The sequence below is a fragment of the Nitratireductor sp. ATLC21 genome (genome assembly GCF_057196525.1).
Genome location: NZ_JBXUOU010000001.1, coordinates 567,995 through 594,308, shown reverse-complemented (window position 1 = coordinate 594,308; position 26,314 = coordinate 567,995). Strand labels below are relative to the sequence as shown.

The 26,314-nt window shown below is 58.0% G+C and carries 25 protein-coding genes; 14 read left to right on the top strand and 11 right to left on the bottom strand.

The window, feature by feature from the left end; all coding sequences use genetic code 11:
* Positions 1-59: 59 nt before the first annotated feature.
* Positions 60-4,877: an apolipoprotein A-IV repeat region-like domain-containing protein gene (locus tag AC2CHD_RS02980; protein WP_484552523.1), complete on the bottom strand. Its 4,818-nt coding sequence runs from the start codon at positions 4,875-4,877 to the stop codon at positions 60-62.
* Between the two features lie 263 nt (positions 4,878-5,140).
* Here AC2CHD_RS02980 and AC2CHD_RS02975 point away from each other — a divergent pair, with 263 nt between their 5' ends.
* Together AC2CHD_RS02975 and AC2CHD_RS02970 are read left to right on the top strand one after the other, a co-directional pair.
* Positions 5,141-5,500: an Hpt domain-containing protein gene (locus AC2CHD_RS02975; protein ID WP_484552522.1), complete on the top strand. Its 360-nt coding sequence runs from the start codon at positions 5,141-5,143 to the stop codon at positions 5,498-5,500.
* 150 nt (positions 5,501-5,650) lie between these two features.
* Positions 5,651-5,971 (top strand): 2Fe-2S iron-sulfur cluster-binding protein, encoded by a 321-nt coding sequence (locus tag AC2CHD_RS02970; RefSeq protein WP_229449151.1) that lies wholly within the window; start codon positions 5,651-5,653, stop codon positions 5,969-5,971.
* 39 nt (positions 5,972-6,010) lie between these two features.
* Here AC2CHD_RS02970 and AC2CHD_RS02965 read toward each other — a convergent pair whose 3' ends face one another.
* Positions 6,011-6,625, bottom strand: a complete 615-nt coding sequence (locus tag AC2CHD_RS02965) for a DUF922 domain-containing Zn-dependent protease (protein WP_484552521.1) — start codon at positions 6,623-6,625, stop codon at positions 6,011-6,013.
* Between the two features lie 152 nt (positions 6,626-6,777).
* On the opposite strand from AC2CHD_RS02965, the gene folP reads away from it, so the two are divergent.
* From folP to folK, 3 genes are read left to right on the top strand one after another with little or no spacing between them, the layout of a single operon-like run.
* The gene (folP, locus tag AC2CHD_RS02960) at positions 6,778-7,614 is read left to right on the top strand and encodes a dihydropteroate synthase (protein WP_484552520.1); all 837 of its coding nucleotides are present in this window, start codon (positions 6,778-6,780) and stop codon (positions 7,612-7,614) included.
* A gap of 15 nt (positions 7,615-7,629) precedes the next feature.
* A complete protein-coding gene (folB, locus tag AC2CHD_RS02955) occupies positions 7,630-7,989 on the top strand; it encodes a dihydroneopterin aldolase (RefSeq protein ID WP_484553196.1) in 360 nt (119 codons plus the stop codon).
* Positions 7,958-8,512 (top strand): 2-amino-4-hydroxy-6-hydroxymethyldihydropteridine diphosphokinase, encoded by a 555-nt coding sequence (gene folK / locus AC2CHD_RS02950; RefSeq protein WP_229449154.1) that lies wholly within the window; start codon positions 7,958-7,960, stop codon positions 8,510-8,512. Before folB ends, folK begins: the two co-directional genes overlap by 32 nt.
* Positions 8,513-8,577: 65 nt before the next feature.
* Here folK and AC2CHD_RS02945 read toward each other — a convergent pair whose 3' ends face one another.
* From AC2CHD_RS02945 to AC2CHD_RS02930, 4 genes are all read right to left on the bottom strand, one after another.
* On the bottom strand, positions 8,578-9,123 hold the full coding sequence (locus AC2CHD_RS02945) for a hypothetical protein (RefSeq protein ID WP_370633352.1): 546 nt from the start codon (positions 9,121-9,123) through the stop codon (positions 8,578-8,580).
* Positions 9,124-9,322: 199 nt separating this feature from the next.
* A complete protein-coding gene (locus tag AC2CHD_RS02940; RefSeq protein ID WP_484552519.1) occupies positions 9,323-10,381 on the bottom strand; it encodes a YcjF family protein in 1,059 nt (352 codons plus the stop codon).
* Positions 10,378-11,859 (bottom strand): YcjX family GTP-binding protein, encoded by a 1,482-nt coding sequence (locus tag AC2CHD_RS02935; RefSeq protein ID WP_484552518.1) that lies wholly within the window; start codon positions 11,857-11,859, stop codon positions 10,378-10,380. Before AC2CHD_RS02935 ends, AC2CHD_RS02940 begins: the two co-directional genes overlap by 4 nt.
* A gap of 70 nt (positions 11,860-11,929) precedes the next feature.
* Positions 11,930-12,436, bottom strand: coding sequence for a SixA phosphatase family protein (locus AC2CHD_RS02930; protein WP_484552517.1), 507 nt, complete (start codon positions 12,434-12,436; stop codon positions 11,930-11,932).
* A gap of 266 nt (positions 12,437-12,702) precedes the next feature.
* Between AC2CHD_RS02930 and dksA the strand changes: the two genes are divergently transcribed.
* Positions 12,703-13,119, top strand: coding sequence for an RNA polymerase-binding protein DksA (dksA, locus tag AC2CHD_RS02925; RefSeq protein ID WP_223020818.1), 417 nt, complete (start codon positions 12,703-12,705; stop codon positions 13,117-13,119).
* Positions 13,120-13,227: 108 nt separating this feature from the next.
* Here dksA and AC2CHD_RS02920 read toward each other — a convergent pair whose 3' ends face one another.
* Positions 13,228-14,064 (bottom strand): hypothetical protein, encoded by an 837-nt coding sequence (locus AC2CHD_RS02920; RefSeq protein WP_484552516.1) that lies wholly within the window; start codon positions 14,062-14,064, stop codon positions 13,228-13,230.
* A 241-nt stretch (positions 14,065-14,305) separates the two neighbouring features.
* Between AC2CHD_RS02920 and cckA the strand changes: the two genes are divergently transcribed.
* Entirely contained in the window at positions 14,306-16,888 is a 2,583-nt protein-coding gene (gene cckA, locus AC2CHD_RS02915; protein WP_484552515.1) for a cell cycle histidine kinase CckA, read from the top strand.
* A gap of 48 nt (positions 16,889-16,936) precedes the next feature.
* On the opposite strand, the gene pncB is transcribed toward cckA, so the two are convergent.
* Positions 16,937-18,241, bottom strand: a complete 1,305-nt coding sequence (pncB, locus tag AC2CHD_RS02910; RefSeq protein ID WP_484552514.1) for a nicotinate phosphoribosyltransferase — start codon at positions 18,239-18,241, stop codon at positions 16,937-16,939.
* Positions 18,242-18,484: 243 nt separating this feature from the next.
* On the opposite strand from pncB, the gene AC2CHD_RS02905 reads away from it, so the two are divergent.
* Positions 18,485-18,823: a hypothetical protein gene (locus AC2CHD_RS02905; RefSeq protein WP_484553195.1), complete on the top strand. Its 339-nt coding sequence runs from the start codon at positions 18,485-18,487 to the stop codon at positions 18,821-18,823.
* Between the two features lie 33 nt (positions 18,824-18,856).
* On the opposite strand, the gene AC2CHD_RS02900 is transcribed toward AC2CHD_RS02905, so the two are convergent.
* Positions 18,857-20,389 (bottom strand): acyl-CoA carboxylase subunit beta, encoded by a 1,533-nt coding sequence (locus AC2CHD_RS02900; RefSeq protein WP_229449161.1) that lies wholly within the window; start codon positions 20,387-20,389, stop codon positions 18,857-18,859.
* Between the two features lie 112 nt (positions 20,390-20,501).
* Positions 20,502-20,942 (bottom strand): lactoylglutathione lyase, encoded by a 441-nt coding sequence (gene gloA, locus AC2CHD_RS02895; protein WP_229449162.1) that lies wholly within the window; start codon positions 20,940-20,942, stop codon positions 20,502-20,504.
* A gap of 226 nt (positions 20,943-21,168) precedes the next feature.
* Between gloA and AC2CHD_RS02890 the strand changes: the two genes are divergently transcribed.
* From AC2CHD_RS02890 to AC2CHD_RS02875, 4 genes are read left to right on the top strand one after another with little or no spacing between them, the layout of a single operon-like run.
* Positions 21,169-21,765 carry a cold-shock protein gene (locus AC2CHD_RS02890; protein ID WP_229449257.1) on the top strand — a complete coding sequence of 199 codons (597 nt, stop codon included), beginning with the start codon at positions 21,169-21,171 and terminating at the stop codon, positions 21,763-21,765.
* 33 nt (positions 21,766-21,798) lie between these two features.
* Positions 21,799-22,305 carry a DUF192 domain-containing protein gene (locus AC2CHD_RS02885; RefSeq protein WP_484552513.1) on the top strand — a complete coding sequence of 169 codons (507 nt, stop codon included), beginning with the start codon at positions 21,799-21,801 and terminating at the stop codon, positions 22,303-22,305.
* Between the two features lie 23 nt (positions 22,306-22,328).
* On the top strand, positions 22,329-23,093 hold the full coding sequence (locus AC2CHD_RS02880; protein ID WP_484552512.1) for an alpha/beta fold hydrolase: 765 nt from the start codon (positions 22,329-22,331) through the stop codon (positions 23,091-23,093).
* Entirely contained in the window at positions 23,080-23,949 is an 870-nt protein-coding gene (locus AC2CHD_RS02875; protein ID WP_484552511.1) for an alpha/beta fold hydrolase, read from the top strand. Before AC2CHD_RS02880 ends, AC2CHD_RS02875 begins: the two co-directional genes overlap by 14 nt.
* Before the next feature lie 3 nt (positions 23,950-23,952).
* On the opposite strand, the gene AC2CHD_RS02870 is transcribed toward AC2CHD_RS02875, so the two are convergent.
* Positions 23,953-24,753, bottom strand: a complete 801-nt coding sequence (locus AC2CHD_RS02870) for an enoyl-CoA hydratase/isomerase family protein (protein ID WP_484552510.1) — start codon at positions 24,751-24,753, stop codon at positions 23,953-23,955.
* 209 nt (positions 24,754-24,962) lie between these two features.
* On the opposite strand from AC2CHD_RS02870, the gene cysE reads away from it, so the two are divergent.
* Positions 24,963-25,799: a serine O-acetyltransferase gene (cysE, locus tag AC2CHD_RS02865; protein ID WP_484552509.1), complete on the top strand. Its 837-nt coding sequence runs from the start codon at positions 24,963-24,965 to the stop codon at positions 25,797-25,799.
* Positions 25,800-26,094: 295 nt separating this feature from the next.
* Entirely contained in the window at positions 26,095-26,301 is a 207-nt protein-coding gene (locus tag AC2CHD_RS02860; RefSeq protein WP_007008028.1) for a DUF3126 family protein, read from the top strand.
* The last annotated feature ends 13 nt before the right edge of the window (positions 26,302-26,314 follow it).

The following is a 26,314-nucleotide window of genomic DNA, read 5'->3' as shown; positions in this document are numbered from 1 at the left end:
CCGCGAAAGAAAACGGGCCCTGATGGGCCCCGTTCGCCATTTCAAATCCGCGCCGGTTGTTAGCGCAGGCGGCCACTGGCATGAGCCAGCATCGTGTAGACCTTGCCGGTGTCGGAGGTCAGATAGGTCTGGGTCATCATATTGTCGCGATCGGAACGGGAGACATCCCGCAACAGTTTCTCGAAATCACGGCAGTACAAATCGACAGCGGCATGAAATTCAGGATCAGAACGATATTTGTTCTGAATCTCGTCGAATGTCTGCTGCCCCTTCAACGTATAGAGGCGGCGCGTGAAGACGTTCCGTTCGCCGCGACGATACCGGTCCCAAAGATCGATCGAGGCTTCATGATCGATTGCCCGAGCAATATCCACGGAGAGCGAGTTCAGCGATTCCACCACATGCAGGGCTGACCGGTCTTCCTTCTGAACGGATGAGGCCGGGCGTTCCCGCTCGTTGCGACCTTCTTCGTTGGAAGCGCTGCGCAGGAGGTCGCGAATCCAGCCACCGCCAGCCGCTGGCTGGCTTGCCTGCTGGGGCGCGCGTGTGGGCTCTACCGGACGCGAAGCCGGTGCCGCGGACTGACGCGGCCTTTCAATGACCGGCTGTGCCGCTGCTGAGGGCGCCTGCGGAGCAGGTGCTGGTGCCGCCTGGCGCAATGGAGGTGTATCGGTGGGCAGGCGATTCTCGCTTGCTCGATCACGACCGGGCATCCGGCCGGATTTCGATACGATATCCGAAAGCTCTTTCAGCGCGTTCACCTGTTCTGTGATCGCGTTGCGCATTGCCGAGGTCGACTGTTTGGCTTCAGCCGGCAGTTCGGCAATTCCGCGTTTCACATCACTGCGCGTCTGCTCGAGCTCGTTGCGGATTTCGGCAGCCGTTCGACGAATTTCATCCGTTGCTCCGCTAAAGCGGCTTGTAGCCGCTTCCACGACTTCGGCGATCGACTGTCGAATACCTTCGACTGACTGCTGCGTGCGTCCCTCGGCGGTGGTGAGGGTTCGTGCCACAAAATCCTCGAACGCGTTCATTGTGCGCTCGATATGCTCGGATTTCTCAGCCAGGCCGGAGGCCAGGGCCTCCAGCGCCTTCTGACGGTCCTCAAGATTCCCGCTCAAGCCCGATTGCGCGCGCTCCAGCAACTCTGATGCTGTCTCCAGAACCTTGCTGTGATCTTCGAACCGGCTCGCAATCGCTGAAATTTCGCGAAGGGTCCTGTCGGAGAAGTCAGCCAGACGGCCGGAGTTTGCATTGATGAGGCTTGCTGAGTTGGAGAAGGTTTCGGCAGCCTTTTCCGCGTTCTCGGCAAAGCTGGTGGCTGTGGTGCTGAGGCGCTCGTCCACCTCAGAGAGATTTTTGGACGCCGTGGAAATCAACGCGCCCAGACGCTGGCCGGAAATGCCGAGTTTCTGAAGAAGCTCGTCGATGTGCCCGGTCAGGTTCGTCTGCACATTTTCGAAAGCAGATAGAGCTTCGTTCGTTCGATTGGTCAGCGCATTGAGCAGAGCAGCGTTCTCTGACTGCAGACGCTGCGTCGTTTCCGTCGTGATTGCCTGAATGCTTTCGCGCAGCTCGCCGCCGCTGGCAGCGAAACGCTCCACGAGCGGTTTCGCCGTCTCGTCCAGAATACGCGACATCTCCGCTGTACGGCCCGCCAGGATGGAATTGAGTTCGCGCGTGCGCTCTTCCAGGCTCGAAACGGTTTCGTTCGTACGTTTGCCGATGTGTTCGTCCACCGACGCAAAGGTCTGAGCGATCGTGTCGGCAGTGGAGACGAGACGGGCCTGCGTGGTGGAGAGTTGCTGGTTGACGTGTTGGGCAACCGACTCTGCGCTTTCCCGCAGGCGCGCATCTGCGTCGTTGATGCCGCCGGAGATGGCGCTGGCGATCATGCTGGCACTGTTCGACAGGCGTTCCTGAAGTTGCGAAAGCGATTCGCTCATGGCACTGGCACGTGCGTCGAGCTCGGCCGATGTCTGGTGAGTCCGGGCTATGACACGCTGGTCAAAGTCCTCGAAAGTCTTGGAAAGATCTTCCGTGCGCGCCGTGAGCTGTTCCGTGGTCTGATCGACCCGGCTCAGGATCTTGCGATCCGCTGCATCAAAGGTGTCGGTGATTGCCTTGGTGTGTTGCGACAATGTCTCCGCGGTCGTCTCCAGGCGCGCAGCGATGCGGCCATCAACTTCGGCAAAGGTCTGCGCGAAGACGCCGGCACGCTCGGTGAAGCGCGCCGAAGCGTCGTCAAATGTCCGGTCGATGTCCTCGATGCGTGCGCCGAGGGTCGATGCGGTTTGTTCGGCGCGCGCGGCAATGCGCTTGTCTGCGTCCTCGAACACCTTCGCTGCTTCCTCGTTCAGCGTCGAGGTTGCCTCGATGACTTTGTCGCGCAGGGCGCCCGCGACGACAACGGCGCTGTTCTCCAGTGTGCTGCGGACATTTTCCACGCCGATCGATAGCGCTTTTTCCATAGTCTGGGTGCGCTCTTCGATGATCCCCGTCTGCTTGGTGAAGATCTCGTTGACGCGCATGGCTTCGTCTTCGATCACGGCATTGAGTGCAGTGCGGTGTTCATCGATCTTGGCAATGTTGGCGTCGAGGGCTTCACCGAAACTGTCACGCGTTTTGGCAAGCTGCTGCACCTGCTCGCCGATTCCGGCTTCGAAGGTTGCGCGCGCCAGATCGAGTTTCTCCATATCCGCGCTGAATGCGCCGGAGAGCCGCTGGTGCGTTTCCTCGAATGCCTGGATCTGACGCTGTGCGGCCTCGCTCATGCGCGATTGGGTCGCGTCGATACGCTCAATACCTTCGTCGAACTGAGCGGCCATCTGCGACCAGTTCTGGTCGAGACGTTTGCCAAACTCACCGGCTGTGTTTTCCAGCATGATGCTGGTCGAAGCCACAAGGTCTGACAGCTCGCTGCCAAGGGCGGTTTTGCCTGCCTCGACAGCTGCGGAGACCTCATCCTTGCCCTGAGCGAAGGTGTTGGCGATTTCGCGGGTACGTTCAACGAGTGTTTCGTTGATGCTGCGCGCCCGCGCTTCCAGAGCTGAGTTCAGCTTCTGCGTGCCGGCGTCGAGCGCTTCGGCACGCGTGGTAAACTCGGCGATGAGAGCGCGGCCCCGCTCGGTGACGGCATTTTCGAGCTGGCCAAGGCGGGTGTCGAATTCACCGGTCAGGGATTCAGTGGCCTCGCCCAAGGAAGACATAAGAGCGGAGCTGCGGGTCTCGAACAGCGAACTGAGCGAGCGCGTCGTCTGATCGGTGCGTTCGGCGAGCGTCGCCATGCGCTCATCGAACAGGTTGCCGAGTGTCTGCGCCGCTTCCTGGGTTTCCTTTGTGAGCGTGCCCAGACGCGAATCGAGAACCTTGGTCAGGGTCTGTTCCGCATCTTGCGTGTTCTGGCTGAAGGCAGAGATGCGCGAGTCAAGCACATTGCCCAGCTTGGTGGCTGCTTCTTCAGCGCCATCGGCAAGGGCGGAGACACGCGAATCGAGCAGGCCACCAATCTTCTCGGTGGCTTCGTCGGTTCTTTGCGCGAGCGTGGCCATCCGCGTGTCAAACAAGGTGGCGAGATTCTGGGTTGCATCCTCCGTCCCCTTGGTCAGGGAGGCAATGCGGGTATCGAGCAGGCTTGCCACGGCGTCGCCAGACGTGGTGATGCGCTCCGAAAGGCTTTGGATGCGATCGTCGATCCCCTTATGAAGGGTGCCGCCAGTGCCTTCGAGCTGCTTCAGCAATGCTTCACTCGACGCGTTCACCGATGCCGCAAGTTGGCGGGATGCATCGGCAATCGTTGCGCGTATGCGCTCGCCGGCCGTGTCCAGCTCATCTTTCAGTATCTCGTGTGCGCCGGCTATGGACGCACGAACACGCTCGGCATGGCCTACTATGCCCTCGCGCTCGGACCCCAGCCCATCAACCAGATGGCGAATACGCGTTTCGTTCTCCGAATAGGCACGCTCGAGTTCGCTCACCTCGGTGTGAACCAGCGTTTCAAGTTCCACCGCGCGGGAGAGGGTGCGATCCATGCCGTCCCCCATCGCCTGAACTTCGCGGCGAACGGCCTGGCCAACGGTCATGATGCGTTCGTGGGCGAGGTTTTCAGGTTCGGCGAGGCGGAAGGCTGCCTCTGCCATGGATTGCGCGGCAAGCCTCATTTCCTGGGCGCGGCGCACCATAACTGCAAAGCCCCAGAACAGAATAACCGGAACGACAATGCCAACCAGCAGGGCGATCGCGTGCGGAGCCGCCAAAAGGGCGTCGGTCGAGCGGATCTGCCAGAGTTCGGGACCGTAGAGCATATGGCCAAGGAGCAGGCCGCCGCCGATCCACAGTGCCGAGAGAATGGCAACCAGCCAATAGGCGGTGTTGGGGGCGCGTCGGTCGAATTTGCGCATCACCGCACTGAAGTCGCCGGCACGGTCGTCGTTGGCGGGCGCGAATGACGGGGCGGCAGTGTTCTCGGGGGCAGGATCGACCGGTGTGAGGTTCTTCCGGTTGGCGAGCGTATCCTCTGATTTCTCGGGAGATTTCTCGGGTTTGGAGGCGGTGCTGGTAGCCTTTTCCGTCGCAGCGGCGGTGGAAACCGGGGAGCTCGCCTTTGCGGACGGGGCGGGTTCAGCCTTTCCCTTGGAGGATGGCGCAGTGTCTTTCTTCTCGCTCACGGCGACTTTCTCGTCTCCGTTCTGATCGCGATTTTCGCGCGCGAGTTCCTCGGCCGCTGCAGAAATCTGCGCTTCCAGGTCCTCCATGGAGGCGGCGATGTCCAGGTCGCCATTCTCCAAGCCGTCTGCAAGCTCCAGGTCGAGGGCATCCTCGAGTTCCTTCGCAAAATCGCGCTTGGGTTGATTCTTCTTTGCTACTGTACGCGCCATACCGCCAAACCTCAGCTACTCTCAGCCGGAGCCTCATACGCAAACCAGAGGAACCTCGTACTCCGACACTATGCCCAAAATGAGCCAAGCGTATCGTAATGGGACAAGGCTCTGTTGAAAACACGCAATCGGCTCGATGTGTAAAAGTTTAAACATAAGGTTAACGACGTTTATGGTGAAACAGTCACTTTGCAGCAATCCCATTAACCCGTTGTCCATCCGGCATTAATAGGGTGTGAAGATTGACGTAGAGGAAGCCGGAGATGAATGGTCAGGTTGTTTCAGAGGGGCTTTTCGACGAGCGAGGCGCAGGCACGGGTCCAACCCCGTTCGATCTCGCACATTTGGCCCGTCAAACCATGGGTGATCCGGCTCTGGCGCTCGAAGTTCTTGGCATGTTTCAAACCCAGACCGGGGGCATGCGTGAACGTATGCTCTCGTCCGACCTTCAATCGAGACGCGAGATGGCCCATGCGCTTGTCGGCTCAGCACGTGGGGTAGGGGCGCAGGCAATTGCTGCCTGTGCTGCGGTCATCGAAAAGAAGCCTGACGATGATGGCAGCATAAGGCAACTCGCGAAATTGATCACGGAAGCCAATGATTTCATTTCGAAATTGCGGTGATTTTCCTCTCCACTGGAAGACACGGATTGCCTTTCAGGTCCAAAAACCATAAGTGAAGCGCTGAAGTTGAGCGTGAGCGCCCCAGGGGCGGCTGCGCCCATATTATTGCCGCACAATCCGCGACCATTTCACCAAAAGCTGAGTGACCGCATGCCGAAGATCACCTATATCGTCCCCGATGGTACGCGCTTCGATGTCGATGCCGCCAATGGGTCCACGGTCATGGAAAACGCAATTCGCAATGCTGTACCGGGCATCGAGGCGGAATGTGGCGGGGCCTGCGCCTGCGCCACTTGCCACGTATATGTGGATGAAGAGTGGGCTGGCACAGTCGGCCAACCCGAGGCAATGGAAGAGGATATGCTGGACTTCGCCTACGAGGTTCAGCCGACTTCGCGTCTGTCTTGTCAGATCATTGTGCGCGATGAACTGGACGGTTTGATCGTTCGCATTCCCGAGCGACAAGCCTGAAGAGACAAGTTTTGCATGCAGCGCAACTGACCATGCGCCTCAACCGGGGTTCCGCCCTTTTTCAAGCTGCTCCAGGCGGTAGTTTAGCAGGCGCATCAATCGCCATTCGAAATTGCCGCTTTCGATACGGTCGAAACGCACCTGTGCGGCATCGTGCTCATCAAGTTTCTTCTGTGCCACGCGCTCCGCGCGCGCCTGAAGTGTCTTGCAATCGGAATGGGGCGCGAGTTTTCCAATTTCGCTTTCAATGCTGCGCGCGTAGCGTTTGGCAATGCCCAGATGGCTCTCTTCATGGCGTTTGATGTCCTTAGAGAGCGTGTCCCAGATGAGAGCGGTTTCCGGGCCTGCGGTCTTGCGGTTGCGCCAGCGTGGCAGGAATACGCGCGCATCGACTGAAACCTTGACATCCGCAATGCGGCAGCGGCGCTTTTCCTCCTCATAGGTGATCTTGGTCTTGAACTCCATGCGCGTCGCGCCGGGGTGGCGCTGCCCGGTGCTTTGTACATGAGGGCCGCGCGAGCGAAGCTGTTGTTCTATTTCGCTCAGCGTGTTTCCACCGATCGAGAAATAACTGTAGGTACGGGAAATGTCGGCGCTTGTGGCGGAACTCGTGGCGAGGGCCAGCAGGGCGAAGGTCAGCGTGATGCGTTTCATATTGTCTCCCAAAAACACCCTGCGACCTGAGACGCACGATGACAAGCCTGACCTGAATGGTTTCCGACTCGTTCCATAGAACACATTGCGGTTGATTTTGGCGGCAATGAGCCGCAAAAACGCCTGACTGTGATCCGGAGGCTGAAAGCCCTATGACTTTTCCTGTCTGGCGACTTGCGCATGGGCGCGACCTTGTTCTCGGACCAGATGCCATCATTATGGGCATTTTAAACGTCACACCGGACAGTTTTTCCGATGGGGGCGCTTTTGTCAGTCTCGATTCCGCGCTTCGCCAAGCCGACACGTTGATCGGCGAGGGAGCTCACATCATCGATATCGGCGGGGAATCGACCCGGCCGGGTGGTGTTCCAGTGACAGCAATTGAAGAGCAGGATCGGATTTTACCGGTGTTCGAAGCGCTTGCCGGTCGTGATGATGTCTTACTCTCCGTAGATACTTACCGGGCTGAGACGGCCCGGCTGGCGGTCGCTGCAGGCGCACATATCGTCAATGATGTCTGGGGGCTTCAGCGCGAGCCGGACATTGCGGCTGTTGCTGCGAAAACCGGAGCAGGGCTTGCCATCATGCACACGGGACGCGAGCGGGAGAAGCTTCCCGATGTGATCGCCGATCAGTTCTCGTTTCTGCGTCGCTCTCTTGAGATCGCTCGTCAGGCAGGCGTGAGCGATGATCAGATCATGCTGGATCCGGGTTTTGGTTTTGCCAAGGACACGGCAGAGAACATCGAAATCATGGCCCGTTTTGAAGAACTGACGGGGCTTGCCTTCCCTCTTCTTGTCGGTACATCGCGCAAGCGTTTCGTTGGGGTGGTCACCGGCCGGGAAAATGCGGAGGCGCGGGACGCGGGAACGGCTGCGACCAGTGCGCTTCTGAGAATGAAAGGCGCGGCCGTTTTTCGTGTGCACAATGTCGCAATCAACAGGGACTGCCTGAGAGTTGCGGATGCTATTCTTGCAGCTCAGAGATAGGCCGGTGAGGCGATGATGTATGTTATCCGGATGAAGAATTGTGCTTTCTTCGCACGCCATGGCGTGCATGACGAAGAGGAGCGCCTGGGGCAGCGTTTTTATGTGGACGCGGAGCTCACCGTAGAGCCCGGGCGGGCTTTGAGCAACGATTCCCTTGAAGGGACAGTTGATTACGGCGCAGCCTTCAAGGTCATCGAAGAGATCATTTCCGGCAAACGCCGCTTTCTGATCGAGGCATTGGCACTTGAGGTGGCAAAGGCGCTGGCGTCCCGCTTTCCACAGATCGCGCGATCTGAAATCACGATACGCAAGCCCAATGCACCCGTTCCAGGAGTGCTGGACTATGTCGAGGTTTCACTGGCCTGGCCCCAATAAGATGCAGGATGTCTTTCTGGGGTTGGGTGGTAATGTCGGCGATCCACGTCGTGCAATGCAGATGGTCTTATCCACCTTGGATGCGAGGGATGACACTGAAGTTCGTTCGGTTTCCTCGCTTTACCGGACGCCGCCCTGGGGCAAGCTTGATCAGCCTGATTTCCTCAACGCTGTTGCCTGGGTGCGCACCAATCTTGCTCCGCACCCGCTCCTCGAACAGTGCCTGACGATTGAACGTGCTCTCAAGCGTGTGCGTCAGGAACGTTGGGGGCCGCGCCCCATTGACGTGGACATATTGATTTACGGGGATTTGGTGGTGGATGAAGCGGGGCTGACGATACCACATCCGCGCATGGCCGAGCGCGCGTTTGTCCTGGCTCCGCTGGCCGAGATCGCGCCGGCGCAGGAGATCGCCGGAAGGTCGATCAAGACGCTTCTGGAACCGCTTGATCAAAGCGGTATGGAACGGATCACACCGGACGGATCCTGGTGGCGTATCAATGAAGACAAAAAAAGCGACTGATTGCCGCTTTTCTATCCAGAGAACCTGGAAACATTATCGGGTTAGCGCGCTGGAGGGACCGGCTGCTACTGTCGAGCGATGGCTTCGATGCCGCCGGAATCCGTGCGCTTCAGCTTCATTCCGATGACAGGAACCATGTCGTCGTTCACCTGTACAGAAATGGTGATGTGCATGGTGTTCTTGTCACTGATGCGCGCGCGCATGGCACCGCTCAGTGATGAACGGTGAAGTGCGAAAACCACGTCATTCCCAATGACTTTGCCCCCGGTAACATCGAGGCCTTTTCCAGCCGCGCCGTCAAGGAATGTGCCACGGTAGCCGCCCTTTTCGCGGACCACGCTGGCTTTCATGGGCTGCGTGAAAACCCCAACACGGCAACTTCCGTCCAGTGCCATGCCAATGTTCTTTTCGGGCGTGCCGCCGTCGAAGTTGCAGACGAATTTCGTGCCCTTGTATTTCCCGGCAACAATCTCACCCGGCCCCGACCAGCTTCCTTCGACTGACTGGAAAAAACGCCTCTCGCTTTCCGAGGCTTCCGCCGAGCCGGCCAGTCCGGACATCGGGGCAGCGGCAGCGGCCAGAAGGGCAAGCTTGAGCGCGAATTTCAGCATGAGCTAAAGAACCAAGTCTGGTTGAAACGAAATCTGACGGAAATCCTGCCGCAGATTGGTTAAGGCTTTGTCTACCATATCGCGGCGATTCGGTGCAGCCGCCGTACGCATCAAACCCTGGTTCCCGGACATCATAATTGGCGGGTGTGTCTTTTGAGACTCACCTGACTGGCTCGCGGGCACAGAAGAGTCGCTCCGCCTAAGCGCTGTCTTTGCTCGCATTCTTGGTGGCGGCGAAACTCGTTAACGCTTTCAGAAAATCTCCTACGCCAGGCCTGGGAACGCTGTTGAAGGGAAGCGGCCGGGCTGCTTCCATGGCGGCAATGCCGATGCGCGCCGTCATCATGCCATTGACCACGCCTTCGCCGAGTTTGGCAGAGAGGCGCGCAGCCAATCCGTGGCCGACGACTTGCTGCACAAGCGTTTCACCTGCGGCCATGGAACCGGTGATGGCAAGATGTGTGAGAATGCTGCGCACGAGGCGCATAAAACCGAGGAACCCGGGACGCGCGCCATAGAGGTCGGCGATGCGCCTTGTCAGCCGTGCAGCCTCGAAGAGTACATAGACAATATCCACCAACGCCCTTGGGGATACGGCAGTCACCACCGAAACACGCTTGGCGGCGTTCAGAACCTGGATGCGGGCCATCGTGTCGAGAGGAGCAAGAAGTTCCTTTTCGGCAACCGCAAGCAGGTCCGCCCCGTCGATCACCTCATCTTTCAAACTCTCGAGCGTTCTGCGGCCGGCAGCCGTCTCGGGCTTGTGCGCGAGCAGGCCCACAAGATGCTCCACGGTTTTTCGCGCCTCTCTGGTGTCGTTCCCAAGGATTGCCTCCATCGCATCCCGGCGGAGCGTCTCAATGGAAGCGAGCCGCAGGATGCCGAGCACCTCCCGTACGATGATTGCCACCAATGCTATCAGCGCGATGGCCGCCACGCCCAGCGCCAGCCAACCCAGCCAGTCGGCTCGGCTGAAAAGATCGCGGATCAAACGGTCGGTCCACAGGCCAATCGCCAGTGAAATGAGAATTCCGAAGGCTGCAAAAAATACACGCCCGAGCAGGGATCGGCGGCGAGGGGGGACCGGTGGCGGATCAGAGAATGCAGGATCCGGATTGGCGAAAAAATCATCGCTCTCTGCGACCACCACTCCGGCCTCGCCGGGTTCGATTGACCGCGGTTTCCGTTTCGCCGCCGGTTTGTCGGCACTGGCGGATTTTGGTGGATCCATACGAAATGAAGCGGGCGCTCTCTTCATGCGAGGTGGTCTCCCACGAGGAACTGAAGAGCCCGGTCGAGCCTGATATGGGGTAGGGACAGGGTAATGCCTTCCGCGGTGCGTTCCAGTCGCGGAGGGCGAAAGCGCACAAAGCGGAGCGTTTCTTCCGCAGGGGGATCGCCACCGTCCTTACCCGGTTTGGGCTGTTGAAAGATCAAGCCGGGCTTTTCAGGCAGGTCACCCGGAAAGATCGCCGTTTCCGTATCGCCATCGAAGGTGTCACCCGCGATGGTTTCGCCCTTGAGAGGTGTCCCGATAATAACAGGCAAGGTTTCCTTGCCTTGCCTCACCGTTCCTTCGCGTGTGGCCCGCACGGCGGCCATGGCGAGGACATCCACCGCGGCGCCCGAGAAATCGGCCCTGGCAATGGCCCGGTCGGCGAGCCTTCTTACAATTGCCTGCAACCGGTCATGGCTCTCGTGATGAATGTGATCGGCCTTGGTGGCCGCCACGAGTATCCGGTCGATGCGATGGGAAAACAGGCTGGTCAGAATATTTCCCCGCCCCTGTCGAAAACAGGACAGAATTTCGGTCAAGGCCTGCTCGAGGTCGGTAACAGCCTCCGTACCAGCGTTCATGGCCTGCATCGCGTCGATCAGTACGATCTGACGGTCGAGCCGGGCGATATGCTCCCGAAAAAACGGGCGAATGACATGTGTCTTGTACGCCTCATAACGCCGCTCCATCATGGCATGCAGTGAGCCGGGCTGTGCCTTTGTGCCGGGTTGGACGTTGAGAGGAGCAAATGTCAGGGCTGGAGAACCTTCAAGCTCGCCAGGCATCAAGAACCGGCCGGGCGGCAGTGTCGAAAGGGCCCTTTGATCAGATTTGCACGCACGCAGATAGGAGGAGAAAGCCTCGAAGAGCTTGCGAGCAGTCATTTCGTCGGCTGGTTGGCCAGGGTCGCAATCGTGGGTCTGATCACGCCACTCCTTTGAGAGATCGGCGCGTCCCGGTAGGGCTGACAACTCCAATGCTTCACGGCTGAAGGTCTCGAAATCCTTTAGGAGAAGTGGAAGGTCGAGCAGCCATTCTCCCGGATAATCAACGATATCGAAGGATAGTTTTCCGCGAGACAACAACCGATTCCAGGCTGACGCGGATTCGAACTCGACGGTCAGGCGGAGTTCGGAGATGGCGCGGGTCGATTCAGGCCAAATGCGACTTTCCACCAGCGCGGCGATATGGTCTTCGTACTGGAAACGGGGCACCGCATCATCGGGCTGATGCTCCAGGTAAGCTTTGGATATCCGGCCCGAATTTTGTGCGTCGAAGAGGGGCAGGCGCCCTCCATGCAGCAGATTGTGCACGAACGCGGTGATGAACACGGTTTTGCCCGCGCGTGACAGCCCTGTCACGCCGATTCTGAGTGATGGCGACATGAGACCGGCGGCACGTCCGGCCAGTGTGTCGAAAGCGATCCGTGCTTCGTCGGTGTAAGTGGTCAATGAAGCCAAGTGGCGAAATCCTCAAAAATCGCAAGACCTTGCATATAGGAAACCGACGCTGCGATAGAAGAGCGCTTTCTCAGCGACCCGGTTTCAGGAAGGTTTCCAGCCGCCCGCCATTGCGTCTCAAATCAGCCAGAGGACCCTCGAAGCTGATGACGGCGAGACCGCATGTGGGGAAGCCCGAGCCCGCCGCCTGAAACGCTTGCTTGTCGCTTTCGCTCGGCAGTTCAAATGCAAGATCCTCCATCATCGGATTGTGTCCCACCACCAACAATGTATCGGCGGCGGGCGCTTCTCGCACGGCCTGGAGGTAATCTGCCGCGTCGGAGTTGTATAATTCCCGCACCATGTCGGTTTTGGGAGGCTGATCGAAAAGTGTGGAAGCGAGGTGCTCAAGGGTCTCGACAGCGCGCCTGGCCGGTGAGCACAGGACCAAATCGGGAATCAATCCACTGGAACGCATGCGCTGACCGAGTTTTCGGGCGTCATTTTGCCCTGATTGGGTTAGGCCTCGGTCATAATCTGACACGCCAGGCGCGCCCCAACCGGCCTTTGCGTGACGAAGCAAAAGAAGCCGAGACATCAGAAAAATCCGGAAAAAAATGAAGGAAACCTGTCTGAACGCCTCTGAAATAAGCGAAAAATGCGCGGTTTCTCTATCATTTTACCCTCGTCAAAAACCTTTTGCGGCGCTTTCGGGAGTTTATACGCTTCGCGCGTCTGAGGTAGGAGATATCCACTTTTTCCGCTGCAATTAACAAAAGCGTGAAGCAGGTGGCCTTTGTGCTTGTGGTTGTGGGGGTGCGTGAATATATAGGCGCGGGCGTCACAATATCTCAGGGTGACTCGATGAATGAGCTCAGCAATGCCGAATACGTGCCCACCGAGGACGAGCCCTTCATGAATGAGCGCCAACGTTCATATTTCCGTGCGAAATTGCTGCGTTGGAAGAGCGATATTCTGAAAGAGGCGCGTGAGACCCTCGAGGCACTGCAACAGGAAAGTGCAAACCACCCGGACCTCGCTGATCGAGCGTCGTCCGAAACCGATCGCGCAATCGAACTGCGCGCGCGTGACCGTCAGCGGAAGCTGATCTCCAAAATCGATGCTGCACTCCAGCGGATCGAGGAGGGGACTTACGGGTATTGCGAAGAGACGGGTGAACCCATCTCGCTGAAACGTCTCGATGCACGCCCGATCGCAACCTTGTCGATCGAGGCTCAGGAACGTCATGAACGACGTGAGAAAGTCTATCGCGACGATTAATCTTATTACAGGCTTGAACGGAAGTTTGTCTTGTTTGTACGCGCCACCCCCCGGGTTGGCGCTTTTTTCTTGTCTTGAGCGTATTCGAGAATGGTCGAACGCCAATTGTTAGTGCTTCTGCTCCGACAGTTCTTCCAGCAGCTTGCTCATCTCATCCTCAAGGGTGTGATCGCTGCTCTTGCTTGGAGCGCTGGACCGTTCGGTCCGCGATACGTCCAGATCCACCACAGGGGCCTCACGGGTGTGCGCTGCGTCCGCTTCTTGCAGGTTTTCAATGCGCTGCTCAATTTCCGGGTCCCGTTTTGGGACGGATGGCGACACGGCAGCCAGTGTTGCAGTTGACGTCGAAGCCACGGTGGGGCGCGAAGAGATCGGTGTGACCGAATCACGGACAGGCTGCATCGCTTCTGTCGGGTAGCGGCGCGGGGCGGACGTCGGGGCTGGTGCCGGGCGGCTCGCGATCTGGATCTCAGGGTTTGGCGTTGCAGGTCGGCGCTCCGGTAGCGGCGTTCCCCGTTCTTCCGAACGAGGCAGGGGGCGGGGTTCATCTCGCCCATTGTCCGGTTCTTCGGCGTTCTCGATTTCCCTGTCCCTCGGCGAAGGCCGCCCTTGGCTGCCGGGAAGTTTGCGTTCAGCCTGCTCCGGATGTGCGCGCCCGATATTGGTTTCAACGACCAGGTCCGTCGGGCCGCCGATGAGAATGAGGTGCTCCACCTCATCACGACGAACCAGAACAAGACGTCGATTGTTGTCCACAGGAGTGGCGTCCATCACGGCCAGACGCGGCTGCTTACCGCGGGAGCTCGAAATAAAGGTCCCGGCCGTAAAACGACGATTGACCCGTACAAAGACGAGCAGAACAATCGCGACGGCAACGAGAATGATCGTCCAGAAGGCCGCGGTCGCGTACGCCTCTCCAAATATTCCCACAAGCCAATCGCGCATTCGTTCACTCCAGTCTCAATTTAATCTGCCAAAATATGCGTCTCGCAGGTGAGCGGCAACCCATGGAAGCCATGCCACCTGGAAGCACCGTGGTTTTCAGCAGCAAAATTCGCGCAAAGGATGGCGATTTGCGGTTCGATTACACGTGTACGCTTGCAGATGCCGGGAGCCCTGATATATCCCGATGAGGCTGGGTTCGCGTGGAACCCGGCAGGAATTGGGCGCGACAGACGGGAAACGCATGGCCAAGCAGACCGGGGGAGAAATCCACGCAGCACCGATCGTCGACCAGAGTTCTCGACCTGGTGCCATTACGCGCCTGATCATCTTCATTGTCATTCTCACGCTTTCCGCGGTTGCTTTTTCTGTTTTCCGCGAACGTCTCGGGGATCCGTTTCTGCTCGGTCTTCTTGGCGTTTTGGCGATGATTGGCGTGGGGTTTCTGTTCGCGACAGCGATCGGTTTCGTGCAGGTCGCCCCGCGTTCGGCAGGAAGTGAGCTCTCCAGGGCTTTTGTCGATTCCATGGAGGAAGGCCTCGTGGTTGCGGACGCCAAGGGCCGCATCCTTTACGCCAACAATGCTTATGCACAAATGACGGGTGCCACATCGGTGGCGGATGTCAAAACGGTCGATGCGCTGCTGGCAGATAATCCGGAAGCTGCACCGGTGGTCGAAAAACTTTCAGCGGGTCTGCGTGACGGACGCGCGGGCGATGGAGAATTTCGCCTCGCGCGCTCGATCCGTCCCGGCGGTGCCTTGGGCGCGCGCTGGTACAGAACGTGGGCGCGTATTTTCAAGCTGCCGGGCTATCGCCAGCCGGTCTCGGCTTGGCAAATTGCGGATATTTCGGAAGAACGCGCGGAACAGGAACGCTTTTTCCTGGATCTGCAGAAGGCCATTGACCATCTGGACCATGCACCAGCCGGTTTTTTTGCGGCCGATCCGGACGGGCGTGTCACCTATATCAATGCGACCCTGGCAGAATGGCTTGGCATCGACCTTGCCAATTTTGTGCCGGGCGCGGTCCGCTTGCCCCAAATCGTTGCGGGTGATGGCATGGCGTTGATAAACGCGGTGAAGGCCGACCCAGGGACGGCGCGCAATGCGGTGATCGACCTTGACTTGTCGACCGTGGGTGGCGAGGTGCTGCCTGTCCGGTTCATGCATCGAGTGACAGCCAGCCGCGAGGGAACGCCAGGGGCGACCCGCACGATTGTTCTGAACCGCCAACTGGGTGAAGACGCTTCTGCGGACCTTCGTGCCTCCGAAGTGCGTTTCACCCGCTTCTTTAACTCCACACCGATGGCGATCGCATCCGTGGATCATGAAGGGCGAATTCTGCGAACGAATGCGCCGTTCCTCTCGCTTTTCTCGCGGGTCGTCGACAGTGATGCGGTTGAACGCCATATCAAGCTCGATACTGTCATCCACGAAAACGATCGCGAGGCATTTGCAGCAGCGCTCGAAAGGGCGAAGCAGCGCCAGGCAGAGATCGCGCCAATCGACACCATGCTGCCCGATGACGCTGAACGGCATGTGCGTTTCTACGTCAATCCTGTGGTCGATCACGAAGGAGGCGAGGGGGCTGAGGAAGCCGCGATTGTCTATGCGGTTGAAACCACGGAGCAGAAGGCGCTTGAGGCGCAGATGGCGCAGAGTCAGAAAATGCAGGCCGTGGGGCAACTCGCCGGTGGCATCGCCCACGACTTTAACAACGTGTTGACGGCCATCATCATGGCCTCGGACCTGTTGCTGACCAATCACCGTCCATCCGATCCGTCCTTTCCGGACATCATGAACATCAAGCAGAACGCCAATCGCGCAGCCTCGCTCGTACGGCAACTTCTTGCGTTCTCTCGCCGCCAGACCCTGCGTCCGGAGGTGCTCAATCTAACGGATGTGCTTGCGGATCTGAGAATGTTGCTTGCTCGCCTTGTCGGCAGCGAAATCTCCCTCTCCATTGAACATGGCCGAGACCTCTGGCCGGTGAAGGCGGATATCGGTCAGTTTGAGCAGGTGGTGGTCAATTTGACGGTCAATGCACGCGATGCCATGCCCGAAGGCGGCAAGCTGGCAGTCAGGACCCGCAATATTTCGGCTGAAGAATGTGCTCAATTCCCGTATCGTGAGATGGTGGCCGCCGACTATGTGACAGTTGAGGTCAGCGACACGGGTACTGGCATCGATCCCGATACTATCAAGAAGATTTTCGAGCCCTTCTTCACAACCAAAGAGGTGGGCAAGGGAACCGGGCTCGGCCTTTCCATGGTCTATGGCATTGTGAAACAGACCGGCGGCTACATCTTCTGCGATTCTGAACTGGGTGAAGGCACCACATTCCGGATTTTCCTGCCACGACACATTCCAAGCGAAGCTGAAAAATCGGCCGAAGAAGCTGCTGCGCGGGGGAATGACGCAGCGAAGGCGAAAGAGGAGAAACGCGATCTTTCCGGCTCCGCGCGCGTGCTGCTCGTGGAGGATGAGGATGCTGTGCGCATGGGTAGCGTGCGCGCTCTTTCCTCACGAGGTTACGAGGTGCATGAGGCAAGTTCGGGCATTGAGGCGCTTGAGATATTCGAGGAACTGGACGGTAAGATCGATATCGTCGTTTCCGATGTGGTGATGCCTGAAATGGACGGCCCGACGCTGCTCGGTGAACTGCGCAAGGCGCAACCCGACATCAAGTTCATCTTTGTGTCTGGTTATGCAGAGGATGCATTCGCCAAGAACTTGCCAGAGGATGCGCAGTTCGGCTTCCTGCCCAAGCCTTTCTCTCTGAAACAGCTTGCGACTGTCGTGAAGGAAATGCTCGAGGAAACCTGAGACCGCTAAGGCCGCAATAGCGGCCTTTGGGGCAGGCTGGATGGCGTCTCAGACTGAGACTTTGCGACTGACACGGTTTTGCGCACCGAACAGCTCGATGTAGCGTTCGATCTCAGCAGGATCGCCTGTCGCTTTTTCCGGATTATCAGACAGCTTGACCGCCGGTCTGCCGTTGGCCTTGCTGACTTTGCAAACAACCGAAATCGCCTTAAGGCCGTTCACTTCGGTCGGCGCGCAATTCTCGAAATCATTGGTGAGATTTGTGCCCCAACCGAATGCCATGCGCACATTCCCTTCGAAGTGCCGGTAGGTGTTCTCGATCGTGTCCACGTCCAGACCGTCCGAAAAGATCAGCAGTTTATCGCGGGGATCTTTTCCGTGCTTGCGCCAGAATTCCATGATGCGTTCTCCACCCTCGATGGGGGGAGCGCTGTCTGGTCGGAAGCCCGTCCAGTCTGCCACCCATGGTGGCGCGTTGCGCAGAAACGTATCAGTGCCGAACGCATCGGGAAGCACGATCAGCAGATTGCCACCGTAGTAGCTCTGCCAGTCTTCGAGCACCCGGTAAGGAGCCTGCAGCAATTCTTCGTCGGTTTTGGCCAAGGCGGCCAGCACCATCGGCAACTCGTGCGCGTTGGTGCCAAGTGCTTCAAGATCCGTGTCCATGGCGAGGAGGACATTGGATGTGCCTGTGAATGAATCTCCGATGCCCTCTTTGAGTGCTTCCACACACCAGCGCTGCCAGAGGAAGGAGTGCCGACGCCTTGTGCCGAAATCGGATATCTTCAGTTCCGGTAGCGTTTTTAGACGCTCGACCTTCGACCACACCTTGGCCTTGGCGCGCGCGTAGAGCACGTCAAGCGCGAAAGGGCCGAGTGAGCGCATGGCAGCCCGCGACCGCAACTCGTTGATAATGGCCAGGGCAGGGATTTCCCACATGGTGGTTTCCATCCACTTGCCGTGGAAATGCAGCTCGTATTGACCGCCACGACGGGTGAGTTCGTATTCGGGTAACCGGAAATCCGCGAGCCAGTTGAGGAATTCGGGCTGAAAGATCTGCTTGCGACCGTAGAACGTGTTGCCGGCGAGCCAGATCATTTCCTTTTTTGTGAACCGGATTGCACGGGCGTGATCCAATTGTTCGCGCAGTTCTCCTTCATCGATCTCGTCTGCCAGGAGAACAGTTTTGTTTCGATTGATGAGGGAAAAGGTTGCATCCACATTGGGATACAGACCCCAGATCATCTGCAGCATCAGGAGCTTGTAGAAATCCGTATCGAGAAGGCTGCGACAGATAGGGTCCAACTTCCAGGCGTGGTTGTAGACGCGACGCGCGATATCGGTTTTCGGCATGGGATGCGTTTCCTGAGTGTGTCATTCACCGGTTCGCGGCGTTTGATCGGCAGACCACACCGGCAGACCGGAATTGTCAACGACCGCCGGCGCCAAACTTGTCTCAATTGGCCGAGATCTTTGGGGGAATATCTTCTGTCATCGCCATTCTTCAGCTTTGAGGCAATTGCGATTTGGATGGTTAAAGCTTCGTTAATGGATGCGGCGGAGACTGTTTGCGGGAGGAGTCTCGAGGAGATGAGTATGATCTACTCTGGCTTTTCCAAACGACGTCTGGCTTGTTGTGGTGCTTTTCTATTGGGGCTTCTGACGTCATTCTGGACCGTGGCCGTCGCGCACGAAGCGCAGAGCGGGTGGCGGTATCCCTACGCTTGTTGTTCTGATCAGGATTGTCAGCAGGTCTCCGACGCAGCCATCGAGGAGGGACCTGAGGGCTACGTGGTCAAGGTCACCGGCGAAGTTCTGCCTTACACGGATAAACGGGTGCGGAACTCACCTGACGGCGTCTATCACTGGTGCTCCGTGGCAGGCAAGAAGGATGGGCGGACCATCTGCCTGTTCGTGCCGCCGCGCAGCTTCTGATGGATCGCGGGACCCGACGTGCAGCGCGGAACCTCAAAGCGGGATGTTGTCGTGCTTCTTCCAGGGATTTTTGAGATCCTTGTTGCGCAGCATCCGTAAGGCACGCGCAATGCGCATCCGGGTGGAATGAGGCATGATCACCTCGTCCACATAGCCGCGCTCGGCTGCCACGAAGGGAGAAAGAAAGCGGTCCTCGTACATTTTTGTGTGGGCTGCGATCTTTTCTGGATCATCGATATCCTTGCGGAAAATGATTTCCACCGCACCTTTGGCGCCCATCACGGCAATCTGGGCGGAGGGCCAGGCGTAATTGATGTCGCCGCGAAGATGCTTCGAGGCCATGACGTCGTAGGCTCCACCGAATGCCTTGCGCGTGATGAGGGTGATTTTGGGCACGGTTGCTTCGGCGTAGGCAAAAAGCAGTTTTGCGCCGTGCTTTATAAGACCACCATATTCCTGGGCGGTGCCGGGCAGAAAACCGGGAACGTCCACATAGGTGACGATCGGAATATTGAAGCAATCACAGAACCGGACGAAGCGAGCGGCCTTTCTGGAAGCGTCTGAATCCAGAACGCCCGCCAAAACCATGGGTTGGTTGGCCACGAAACCAACAGTTCGCCCTTCGACACGACCAAACCCCGTGACGATGTTTTTGGCGAAGGACGCCTGGATTTCAAAGAAATCCGCTTCATCGCAGGTCTTCAGGATCAGTTCGCGAATGTCGTAGGGCTTGTTGGCATTGTCCGGGACGAGCCGGTCAAGAGAATAGTCCGGATCGGACACTGACTGGAAACATTCGAGCTCCGGTAGTTCGCCTGTGTTCGAGGTGGGCAGAAAGTCGATAAGGCGACGCATCTGCAGAAGGGCTTCAACGTCGTTGTCATAGGCACCGTCGGCAATGGACGATTTGACGGTATGAACGGATGCGCCGCCGAGCTCTTCTGCTGTCACGGTTTCGTTGGTCACGGTCTTCACCACGTCCGGACCGGTGACAAACATGTATGATGTGTCGCGGACCATGAAGATAAAGTCGGTCATGGCGGGGGAATAGACATCGCCGCCCGCGCAGGGCCCCATGATCACGGATATCTGGGGAATGACGCCGGAGGCGAGGACGTTGCGTTGAAAAATTTCAGCGTAGCCGCCGAGCGCTGCCACCCCCTCCTGAATGCGCGCACCACCCGCGTCGTAAAATCCGATGATGGGCGCACGGTTCTTGAGCGCCATCTCCTGCACCTTCACCACCTTTTCCGCATGCGCCTCGGAAAGAGAGCCGCCGAAAACGGTAAAATCCTTGGCGAAGACAAAGACCGTGCGGCCATTGACCGTCCCCCAGCCTGTCACAACACCATCGCCGGATATGCGCGTCTTCTCCATACCAAAATCGGTGGATCGGTGTTCGACGAACATGTCGAATTCTTCGAAAGACCCTTCGTCCAGAAAGATCTCGATGCGCTCTCGCGCCGTCAACTTTCCTTTGGCGTGCTGGGCATCAATGCGCCGCTGGCCACCCCCCTCGCGCGCGGCGGCGCGACGGCGTTCCAACTCGAGAAGAACCTCTTTCATGCTTGTCTCCCCCCAAAGGCGATCAATCAACGGCTCCAATGCTGTTAGCATGGTGTCAACGACGCGGAAATACGCCGTGCATCTCATATGACGCACGGCGCGTTTGCAGAATTTACCAGCTTCCGGTGTTTTCCATGGAGGCCCAGGGCTCGGCCGGTTCCTTCGCGCCACCCTTTTGAAGAAGCTCGATGGAGATCCCATCCGGGGAACGAACAAAAGCCATACGACCGTCGCGAGGGGGGCGGTTTATGGTGATACCTGCCTTCATCAACCGGTCGCAGAGAGCGTAAATGTCATCAACCTCATAGGCGAGGTGTCCGAAATTGCGGCCGCCGTCATACTTTTCCGGGTCCCAGTTATATGTGAGCTCGACAAGCGGCGCCTGTTCCTCTTTGGCGCGGTCTTGATCCGCAGGCGCGGCAAGGAAAACCAGAGTGTAGCGTCCTTTTTCATTCTCCGAGCGGCGAACTTCGGTCAAGCCGAGCTTGTTGCAATAGAAATCGAGCGATTCATCAATGTCTTTTACACGGACCATGGTGTGCAGATAACGCATCTTGTCTCTCGCTTGCTGGTTTACGTATACGGTACGGGGTGTCTACCCGTTTTATTCGGCAATGTTGCACGTTAACCGGTTGTGCCATTTCGCCGAAATCTCTCAAATCCGGCTGATTTCACCTGCTGTTGAAAATCAGAAACTGGGTCTTGCTATGCCACAAAGCGCCAATGCTATCTTTGAAACACACAGTGAGTCGGGCGGACTTGAGAAAAGGCTTGATGGGATGGACGACAAGTCCTCGACAACCAAGAGGTACGAGGCTGGCGACAAGGCGCCCAAGGCGGATGACGCTGCGGAAGCCGGGGAACTGGTAGAAATCTCTGGCGCCATTAAATGGTTCGACGTGGCGAAAGGCTATGGCTTTATCCTCCCTGACGATGAAGAGCATGGTGATGTGCTACTTCACGTAACCTGCCTGCGCAAGGATGGGTTCCAAACTGCGCTGGAGGGTGCCAGGATAGAGTGTCTTGCCCGCCAGGGCGATAAAGGCCTGCAAGCCTTCAAGGTGGTCTCTATCGACCTTTCGACCGCGATTCATCCGAGCGAGGACCAGGCACCGCGCACCCATGTTTCGGTGGTTGCGGAAAGCGGTTTGGAGCGAGCGCTCGTCAAATGGTTCAACCGCACCAAAGGCTTTGGTTTCCTGACCCGGGGCGAGGGCACCGAGGATATCTTTGTCCACATGGAGACACTGCGCCGCTACGGACTAACGGAGTTGCGGCCTGGGCAGGTGGTGATTGTGCGCTTCGGTCGCGGCGAAAAGGGCCTCATGGTTGCCGAAATTTATCCGGATAACGGCACACCTCCTCCCACGCATTAGCGCTTGTAACCTGCGCCCCGGAGAGTGCTGAGAATGCCGAGTTTCCTTTCACGCCTGCCATTTTGCATCCGTTCGTTCGGTCTTATGGCGGTGTTTCTGCTGATCGCGATAAACACCGGTTTTGCTCAGACCTCTGCAATGCGCTTGCCAGTCGACCCTGACCCTTTGGTGGTTTTGACATCGGCTGGGGAAGTCGCTTTCAATATCGAGATTGCCGATGAGCCGGCGGAGCGTCAGCGAGGCTTGATGTTCCGTCAGTCCATGCCGGTCGATCGAGGCATGCTCTTCATCTTCCCGGCGGAAAGCAGACAGGGGTTCTGGATGCAGAACACACCGCTGGCGCTTGATCTTCTTTTCGTAAGCGCGGATGGAGAGGTTCGGGCAATCGCACCGGGGACGCCATTCTCGACGGCATCGATTTCGCCGGATGTCGAATCCCAATTCGTGCTTGAACTACTGGCCGGAACCGCGCAGAAGATGGGTATCGAGGTCGGTGATCGTCTGCGTCATCCGCGGATTGGGGCTGCCGGCGCACAATAGTCAGCAACGGCGTTTTCCAGAACATGCAATCTTTCAACCATGACGGGTTCGACCTCTCCTTCATTGATGAGGGGCAAGGTGTTCCCATTCTTCTGATACACGGTTTTGCTTCCACACATTATGTGAACTGGGTGGCCCCCGGCTGGGTGAAAACTCTGCGTGATGCCGGCTTCCGCGTGATCGCACTGGACAATCGTGGCCACGGGCGCTCGACCAAAAGCCATGATAAGAAGGATTACACGCCGCAAAAAATGGCCAGCGATGCGGCGGCACTGCTTGATCATTTGGGCATCGCGAAGGCCCATGTTATGGGCTACTCCATGGGAGCGCGCATCTCCGCATTCTTGGCTCTGGCCCACCCGGAAAAGGTCGCCACCTTGATCCTCGGGGGACTAGGGTTGGGTATGATCGAGGGGGTCGGCGAGTGGGATGAGATCGCGGAGGCGCTGTTGGCGAGCGATCCAGAGACCATTCTGTCGGAACGTGGTCAGATGTTCCGCAAATTCGCTGATCAGACGAAGAGCGACAGGAAGGCGCTGGCTGCCTGTATTGCAACGTCGCGCACGCTTTTAACCGCACAGGATGCAGGCAGGATTACAGCGCCGACGCTCGTTGCGGTAGGGACCCGCGATGACATCGCTGGCTCGCCCGAAGGGCTGGCGGATCTGTTGCCCAATGGCGCCGCGTTTGCCATTGAGAGAAGGGACCATATGCTGGCAGTCGGCGATCGAACATTTAAGGCTCGCGTGCTGGCATTTTTGGAGGAGCACCCTCTTGATCAAACCTAAAGCGATTTCATTTGTCGGCGCAGAAGACAATCGCCTGACCGGCGACATCTGGGACGGTGGCGGCCAGCCTGTCGTTTTCCTACACGGTGGCGGGCAGACCCGTCGCGCATGGGATGCCACTGCGCGGGATGTGGCCAGCCGTGGAATGCGCGCAATAGCTGTCGATCAGCGCGGTCACGGCGAAAGCGCCTGGGTGGAAAGCGGGCATTATGGCTTTCACCATTACGGCGCGGACGCAGCGGCAATTTTCCGCCAGGTTCAAGAGCGTTTTCATACCCGGCCGGCAGCCGTTGGCGCATCGCTTGGAGGACTTGCTTCGCTGACGGCTGAAATGCGCGAAGGCCCGCTGCTGGATGCACTGGTTCTGGTTGATATCACGCCGCGACTTGATCCGGCTGGCGTGAACAAAATTCAGGGTTTCATGGGCGAGCGGATGGAAGAGGGGTTTGCGTCTCTCGAAGAAGCGGCTGACGCCATAGCGGCCTATCTTCCACATCGCGCGCCCCGCCGATCACTGGAGGGCTTGCGCAAGAATCTGCGACAGGATGAAGATGGCCGCTATCGTTGGCACTGGGATCCAGCCTTTATCAAAGGGGCGGCAAACATCAATTCCGGTGCCGAAGCGTTGATGCAGGAACTTATTGCGGGTTTGCCGCGACTACATCTGCCTGTTCTTCTGGTCCGTGGGATGCGTTCCGAATTGGTGCAGGAAGCACATGCCCGGGAATTTGTGACGCTTGCTCCAGCAGCATCCTATGTGGATGTCGGCGGAGCCGGGCACATGGTTGCAGGCGACCGAAATGACGTGTTTGCGACCGAAATTTTGAAGTTTCTGGGCCGAGACAAGGCAGCCTGAACCTTAGCGACCCCGAAAGCGCGCAGGGCGGCGCTCGCGGAATGCCGCACGACCCTCCGCATAATCGGCACTTTCGAAGGTGATGTCACCCAGCTCCTGGGCGCGCGAGATGTCCTCGGAGCGGCATGTGAGTGCCGCGGTGATGGACGCTTTGGACGCGTGGATGGACAAGGGGGCGTTGACGGCGAGCATCGCTGCAATGGCATCAGCTCTGCTCACCAGAACGTCGGTAGGAACGATCTCGAGAATAAATCCGCAGTCTCTTGCCCGGGCCGCATCGATTCGGGCGCCGGTAAATGTGAGATAGCGGGCCATTTGTGCGCCAGTGGTTGCCACAACGTCTCCCATAGCCTCGACCGGGTAGGCGAGGCCGAGGCGCGCTGCGGGGATTGCAAAGAGCGCATCGGGTGTTGAAATGCGCAGATCGCACGCGGCTGCCAAACCGAAGCCGCCTCCAAAACAGACACCGGAAATTGCAGCAATGGTGGGCAGGCGTGTGTTGCGGATGGTGGCAAATGCCTTCGCATTCAGACGTTCATAGACTCGCGCCGTTTCCGCGTTCCGCCGCACGGTATCGAACTCTGCAATGTCGGCGCCTGCGCAAAAATTATCGCCTGCGCCCCGCAATATGACGGCGCGGACGGTTTCATCAGCCTCAAGATCTTCAATAGCCTTGATCAGATCATGCCACATCGCCTGAGAAACCGCATTCATCTTTCCCGGGCGCGAGAGGAGAATTGTGGCGACACCGTTTGCGCAGGAAACGCGCAAGGCTGGCTCAGTGGATTGCGCAGGCACGGTCATACATCAATTTTCCTGTATCTATGCTCACGGATTTTTGCGGTTCAACTACCTTGGCTTCTGACGTATGTTGGCGTGCAAGGCAAGCTTGTGCCTTTGTGAGTTTTCTGGCGGAGGTGCCAGGTGAAAGCCGCACCAATGTGGGAAATGATGAAATGGAGCGTCCTTCACAGGTTGGGAGAGACGTGTGTTGCTCCGGATGGAGAAATCCAATGAACGCACACAATGCAATTCGCCAACGCAGTTCCGGGAAAAGCACACCGCAGCCCGTCGATCCGATTTGGTATGCCGTGCGCGAGGAGGCAGAGGCGGCCGTCGCCAATGATCCGCTTCTCGCAGCGTTTCTCTATGCGACGATCCTCAACCATGACGACCTTGAAAACGCGGTCATACACAGGGTGGCAGAGCGGCTCGACCATCCGGATATGGGTGCAGACCTGATCCGTCAGACCTTCCATGCCATGCTGAGTTCACAGCCTGAATGGCGAACGGCTGTGCGCGTCGATATTCAGGCGTATTATGATCGGGATCCGGCCTGCGACCGTTTTCTGATGCCGGTGTTATACTTCAAGGGGTTTCACGCGATCCAGACACACCGTTTGGCGCATTGGCTCTGGAACGAAGGGCGCCGGGATTTCGCCCTCTACCTGCAAAGCCGTTCCTCCGCAGTTTTTCAGACCGACATTAATCCGGCAGCCCGCATGGGCAAGGGGATCTTCATTGATCATGCGACGGGAATCGTGATCGGCGAGACAGCTGTGGTTGAGGACGACGTTTCTCTGTTGCATGGTGTGACGCTCGGCGGCACCGGCAAGGAAACGGGTGACCGGCATCCGAAAATTCGGCGCGGTGTTCTGATTGGTGCCGGTGCGAAAATCCTCGGCAATATCGAAGTTGGTCATTGTGCTCGGGTGGCCGCGGGATCGGTCGTGCTGAACGATGTGCCCCCCGCGAAGACGGTTGCAGGCGTTCCTGCGAAAGTGGTCGGCGAATCCGGCTGTAGCGAACCCTCTCGCTCCATGGATCAGATCGTGCACGGTGGAGCCTGAACAGCTTTCCGAAGCTACCAGAGAGACTTTTCTCCAGTGCGAAGAGCGCCGTGGTCGGTTGTGGCTTGCCTCTCCAAATGAGGAGGACGCGGTTCACCCTCGGGGCTTTCCGGCTGAAATTCCCGTTTCAGGGTTTACAGTGGCGGCGGGCTCATGTCAGAAGCGCGCGACCGCAGCATTGCCGCCGGTCCGCCCCTCGGGTTAGATGGCGGTACTGCACGAAATTTGAAGCCGCGCATCAGAGCGTCTCACTCGATGTTCATAACTGCGTTGGGCAATGCACTGGAGATGTCTCTTGAATCCTGAGGAAATCAGAAAGCTGGAAGCGTATTTCAAACGCACCTTCAACAATCCCGCATTGAGCGTGAAGGCACGTCCTCGCAAGGACGATTCCTGTGAGCTCTATCTTGGCGACGAGTTTCTCGGGATCATCTTCAAGGATGAGGACGAGGGAGAACTGTCTTACAATTTCTCGATGGCCATTCTCGACATCGACTTGTGATATTCTCTAACGA

Excerpts from the sequence above, each read along its gene's own strand:
- AC2CHD_RS02980 (WP_484552523.1), bottom strand. The coding sequence starts at position 4,877 with ATGGCGCGTACAGTAGCAAAGAAGAATCAACCCAAGCGCGATTTTGCG.
- AC2CHD_RS02975 (WP_484552522.1), top strand. The coding sequence starts at position 5,141 with ATGAATGGTCAGGTTGTTTCAGAGGGGCTTTTCGACGAGCGAGGCGCA.
- AC2CHD_RS02970 (WP_229449151.1), top strand. The coding sequence starts at position 5,651 with ATGCCGAAGATCACCTATATCGTCCCCGATGGTACGCGCTTCGATGTC.
- AC2CHD_RS02965 (WP_484552521.1), bottom strand. The coding sequence starts at position 6,625 with ATGAAACGCATCACGCTGACCTTCGCCCTGCTGGCCCTCGCCACGAGT.
- folP (WP_484552520.1), top strand. The coding sequence starts at position 6,778 with ATGACTTTTCCTGTCTGGCGACTTGCGCATGGGCGCGACCTTGTTCTC.
- folB (WP_484553196.1), top strand. The coding sequence starts at position 7,630 with ATGTATGTTATCCGGATGAAGAATTGTGCTTTCTTCGCACGCCATGGC.
- folK (WP_229449154.1), top strand. The coding sequence starts at position 7,958 with ATGTCGAGGTTTCACTGGCCTGGCCCCAATAAGATGCAGGATGTCTTT.
- AC2CHD_RS02945 (WP_370633352.1), bottom strand. The coding sequence starts at position 9,123 with ATGCTGAAATTCGCGCTCAAGCTTGCCCTTCTGGCCGCTGCCGCTGCC.
- AC2CHD_RS02940 (WP_484552519.1), bottom strand. The coding sequence starts at position 10,381 with ATGAAGAGAGCGCCCGCTTCATTTCGTATGGATCCACCAAAATCCGCC.
- AC2CHD_RS02930 (WP_484552517.1), bottom strand. The coding sequence starts at position 12,436 with ATGTCTCGGCTTCTTTTGCTTCGTCACGCAAAGGCCGGTTGGGGCGCG.
- dksA (WP_223020818.1), top strand. The coding sequence starts at position 12,703 with ATGAATGAGCTCAGCAATGCCGAATACGTGCCCACCGAGGACGAGCCC.
- AC2CHD_RS02920 (WP_484552516.1), bottom strand. The coding sequence starts at position 14,064 with ATGCGCGATTGGCTTGTGGGAATATTTGGAGAGGCGTACGCGACCGCG.
- cckA (WP_484552515.1), top strand. The coding sequence starts at position 14,306 with ATGGCCAAGCAGACCGGGGGAGAAATCCACGCAGCACCGATCGTCGAC.
- pncB (WP_484552514.1), bottom strand. The coding sequence starts at position 18,241 with ATGCCGAAAACCGATATCGCGCGTCGCGTCTACAACCACGCCTGGAAG.
- AC2CHD_RS02905 (WP_484553195.1), top strand. The coding sequence starts at position 18,485 with ATGATCTACTCTGGCTTTTCCAAACGACGTCTGGCTTGTTGTGGTGCT.
- AC2CHD_RS02900 (WP_229449161.1), bottom strand. The coding sequence starts at position 20,389 with ATGAAAGAGGTTCTTCTCGAGTTGGAACGCCGTCGCGCCGCCGCGCGC.
- gloA (WP_229449162.1), bottom strand. The coding sequence starts at position 20,942 with ATGCGTTATCTGCACACCATGGTCCGTGTAAAAGACATTGATGAATCG.
- AC2CHD_RS02890 (WP_229449257.1), top strand. The coding sequence starts at position 21,169 with ATGGACGACAAGTCCTCGACAACCAAGAGGTACGAGGCTGGCGACAAG.
- AC2CHD_RS02885 (WP_484552513.1), top strand. The coding sequence starts at position 21,799 with ATGCCGAGTTTCCTTTCACGCCTGCCATTTTGCATCCGTTCGTTCGGT.
- AC2CHD_RS02880 (WP_484552512.1), top strand. The coding sequence starts at position 22,329 with ATGCAATCTTTCAACCATGACGGGTTCGACCTCTCCTTCATTGATGAG.
- AC2CHD_RS02870 (WP_484552510.1), bottom strand. The coding sequence starts at position 24,753 with ATGACCGTGCCTGCGCAATCCACTGAGCCAGCCTTGCGCGTTTCCTGC.
- cysE (WP_484552509.1), top strand. The coding sequence starts at position 24,963 with ATGAACGCACACAATGCAATTCGCCAACGCAGTTCCGGGAAAAGCACA.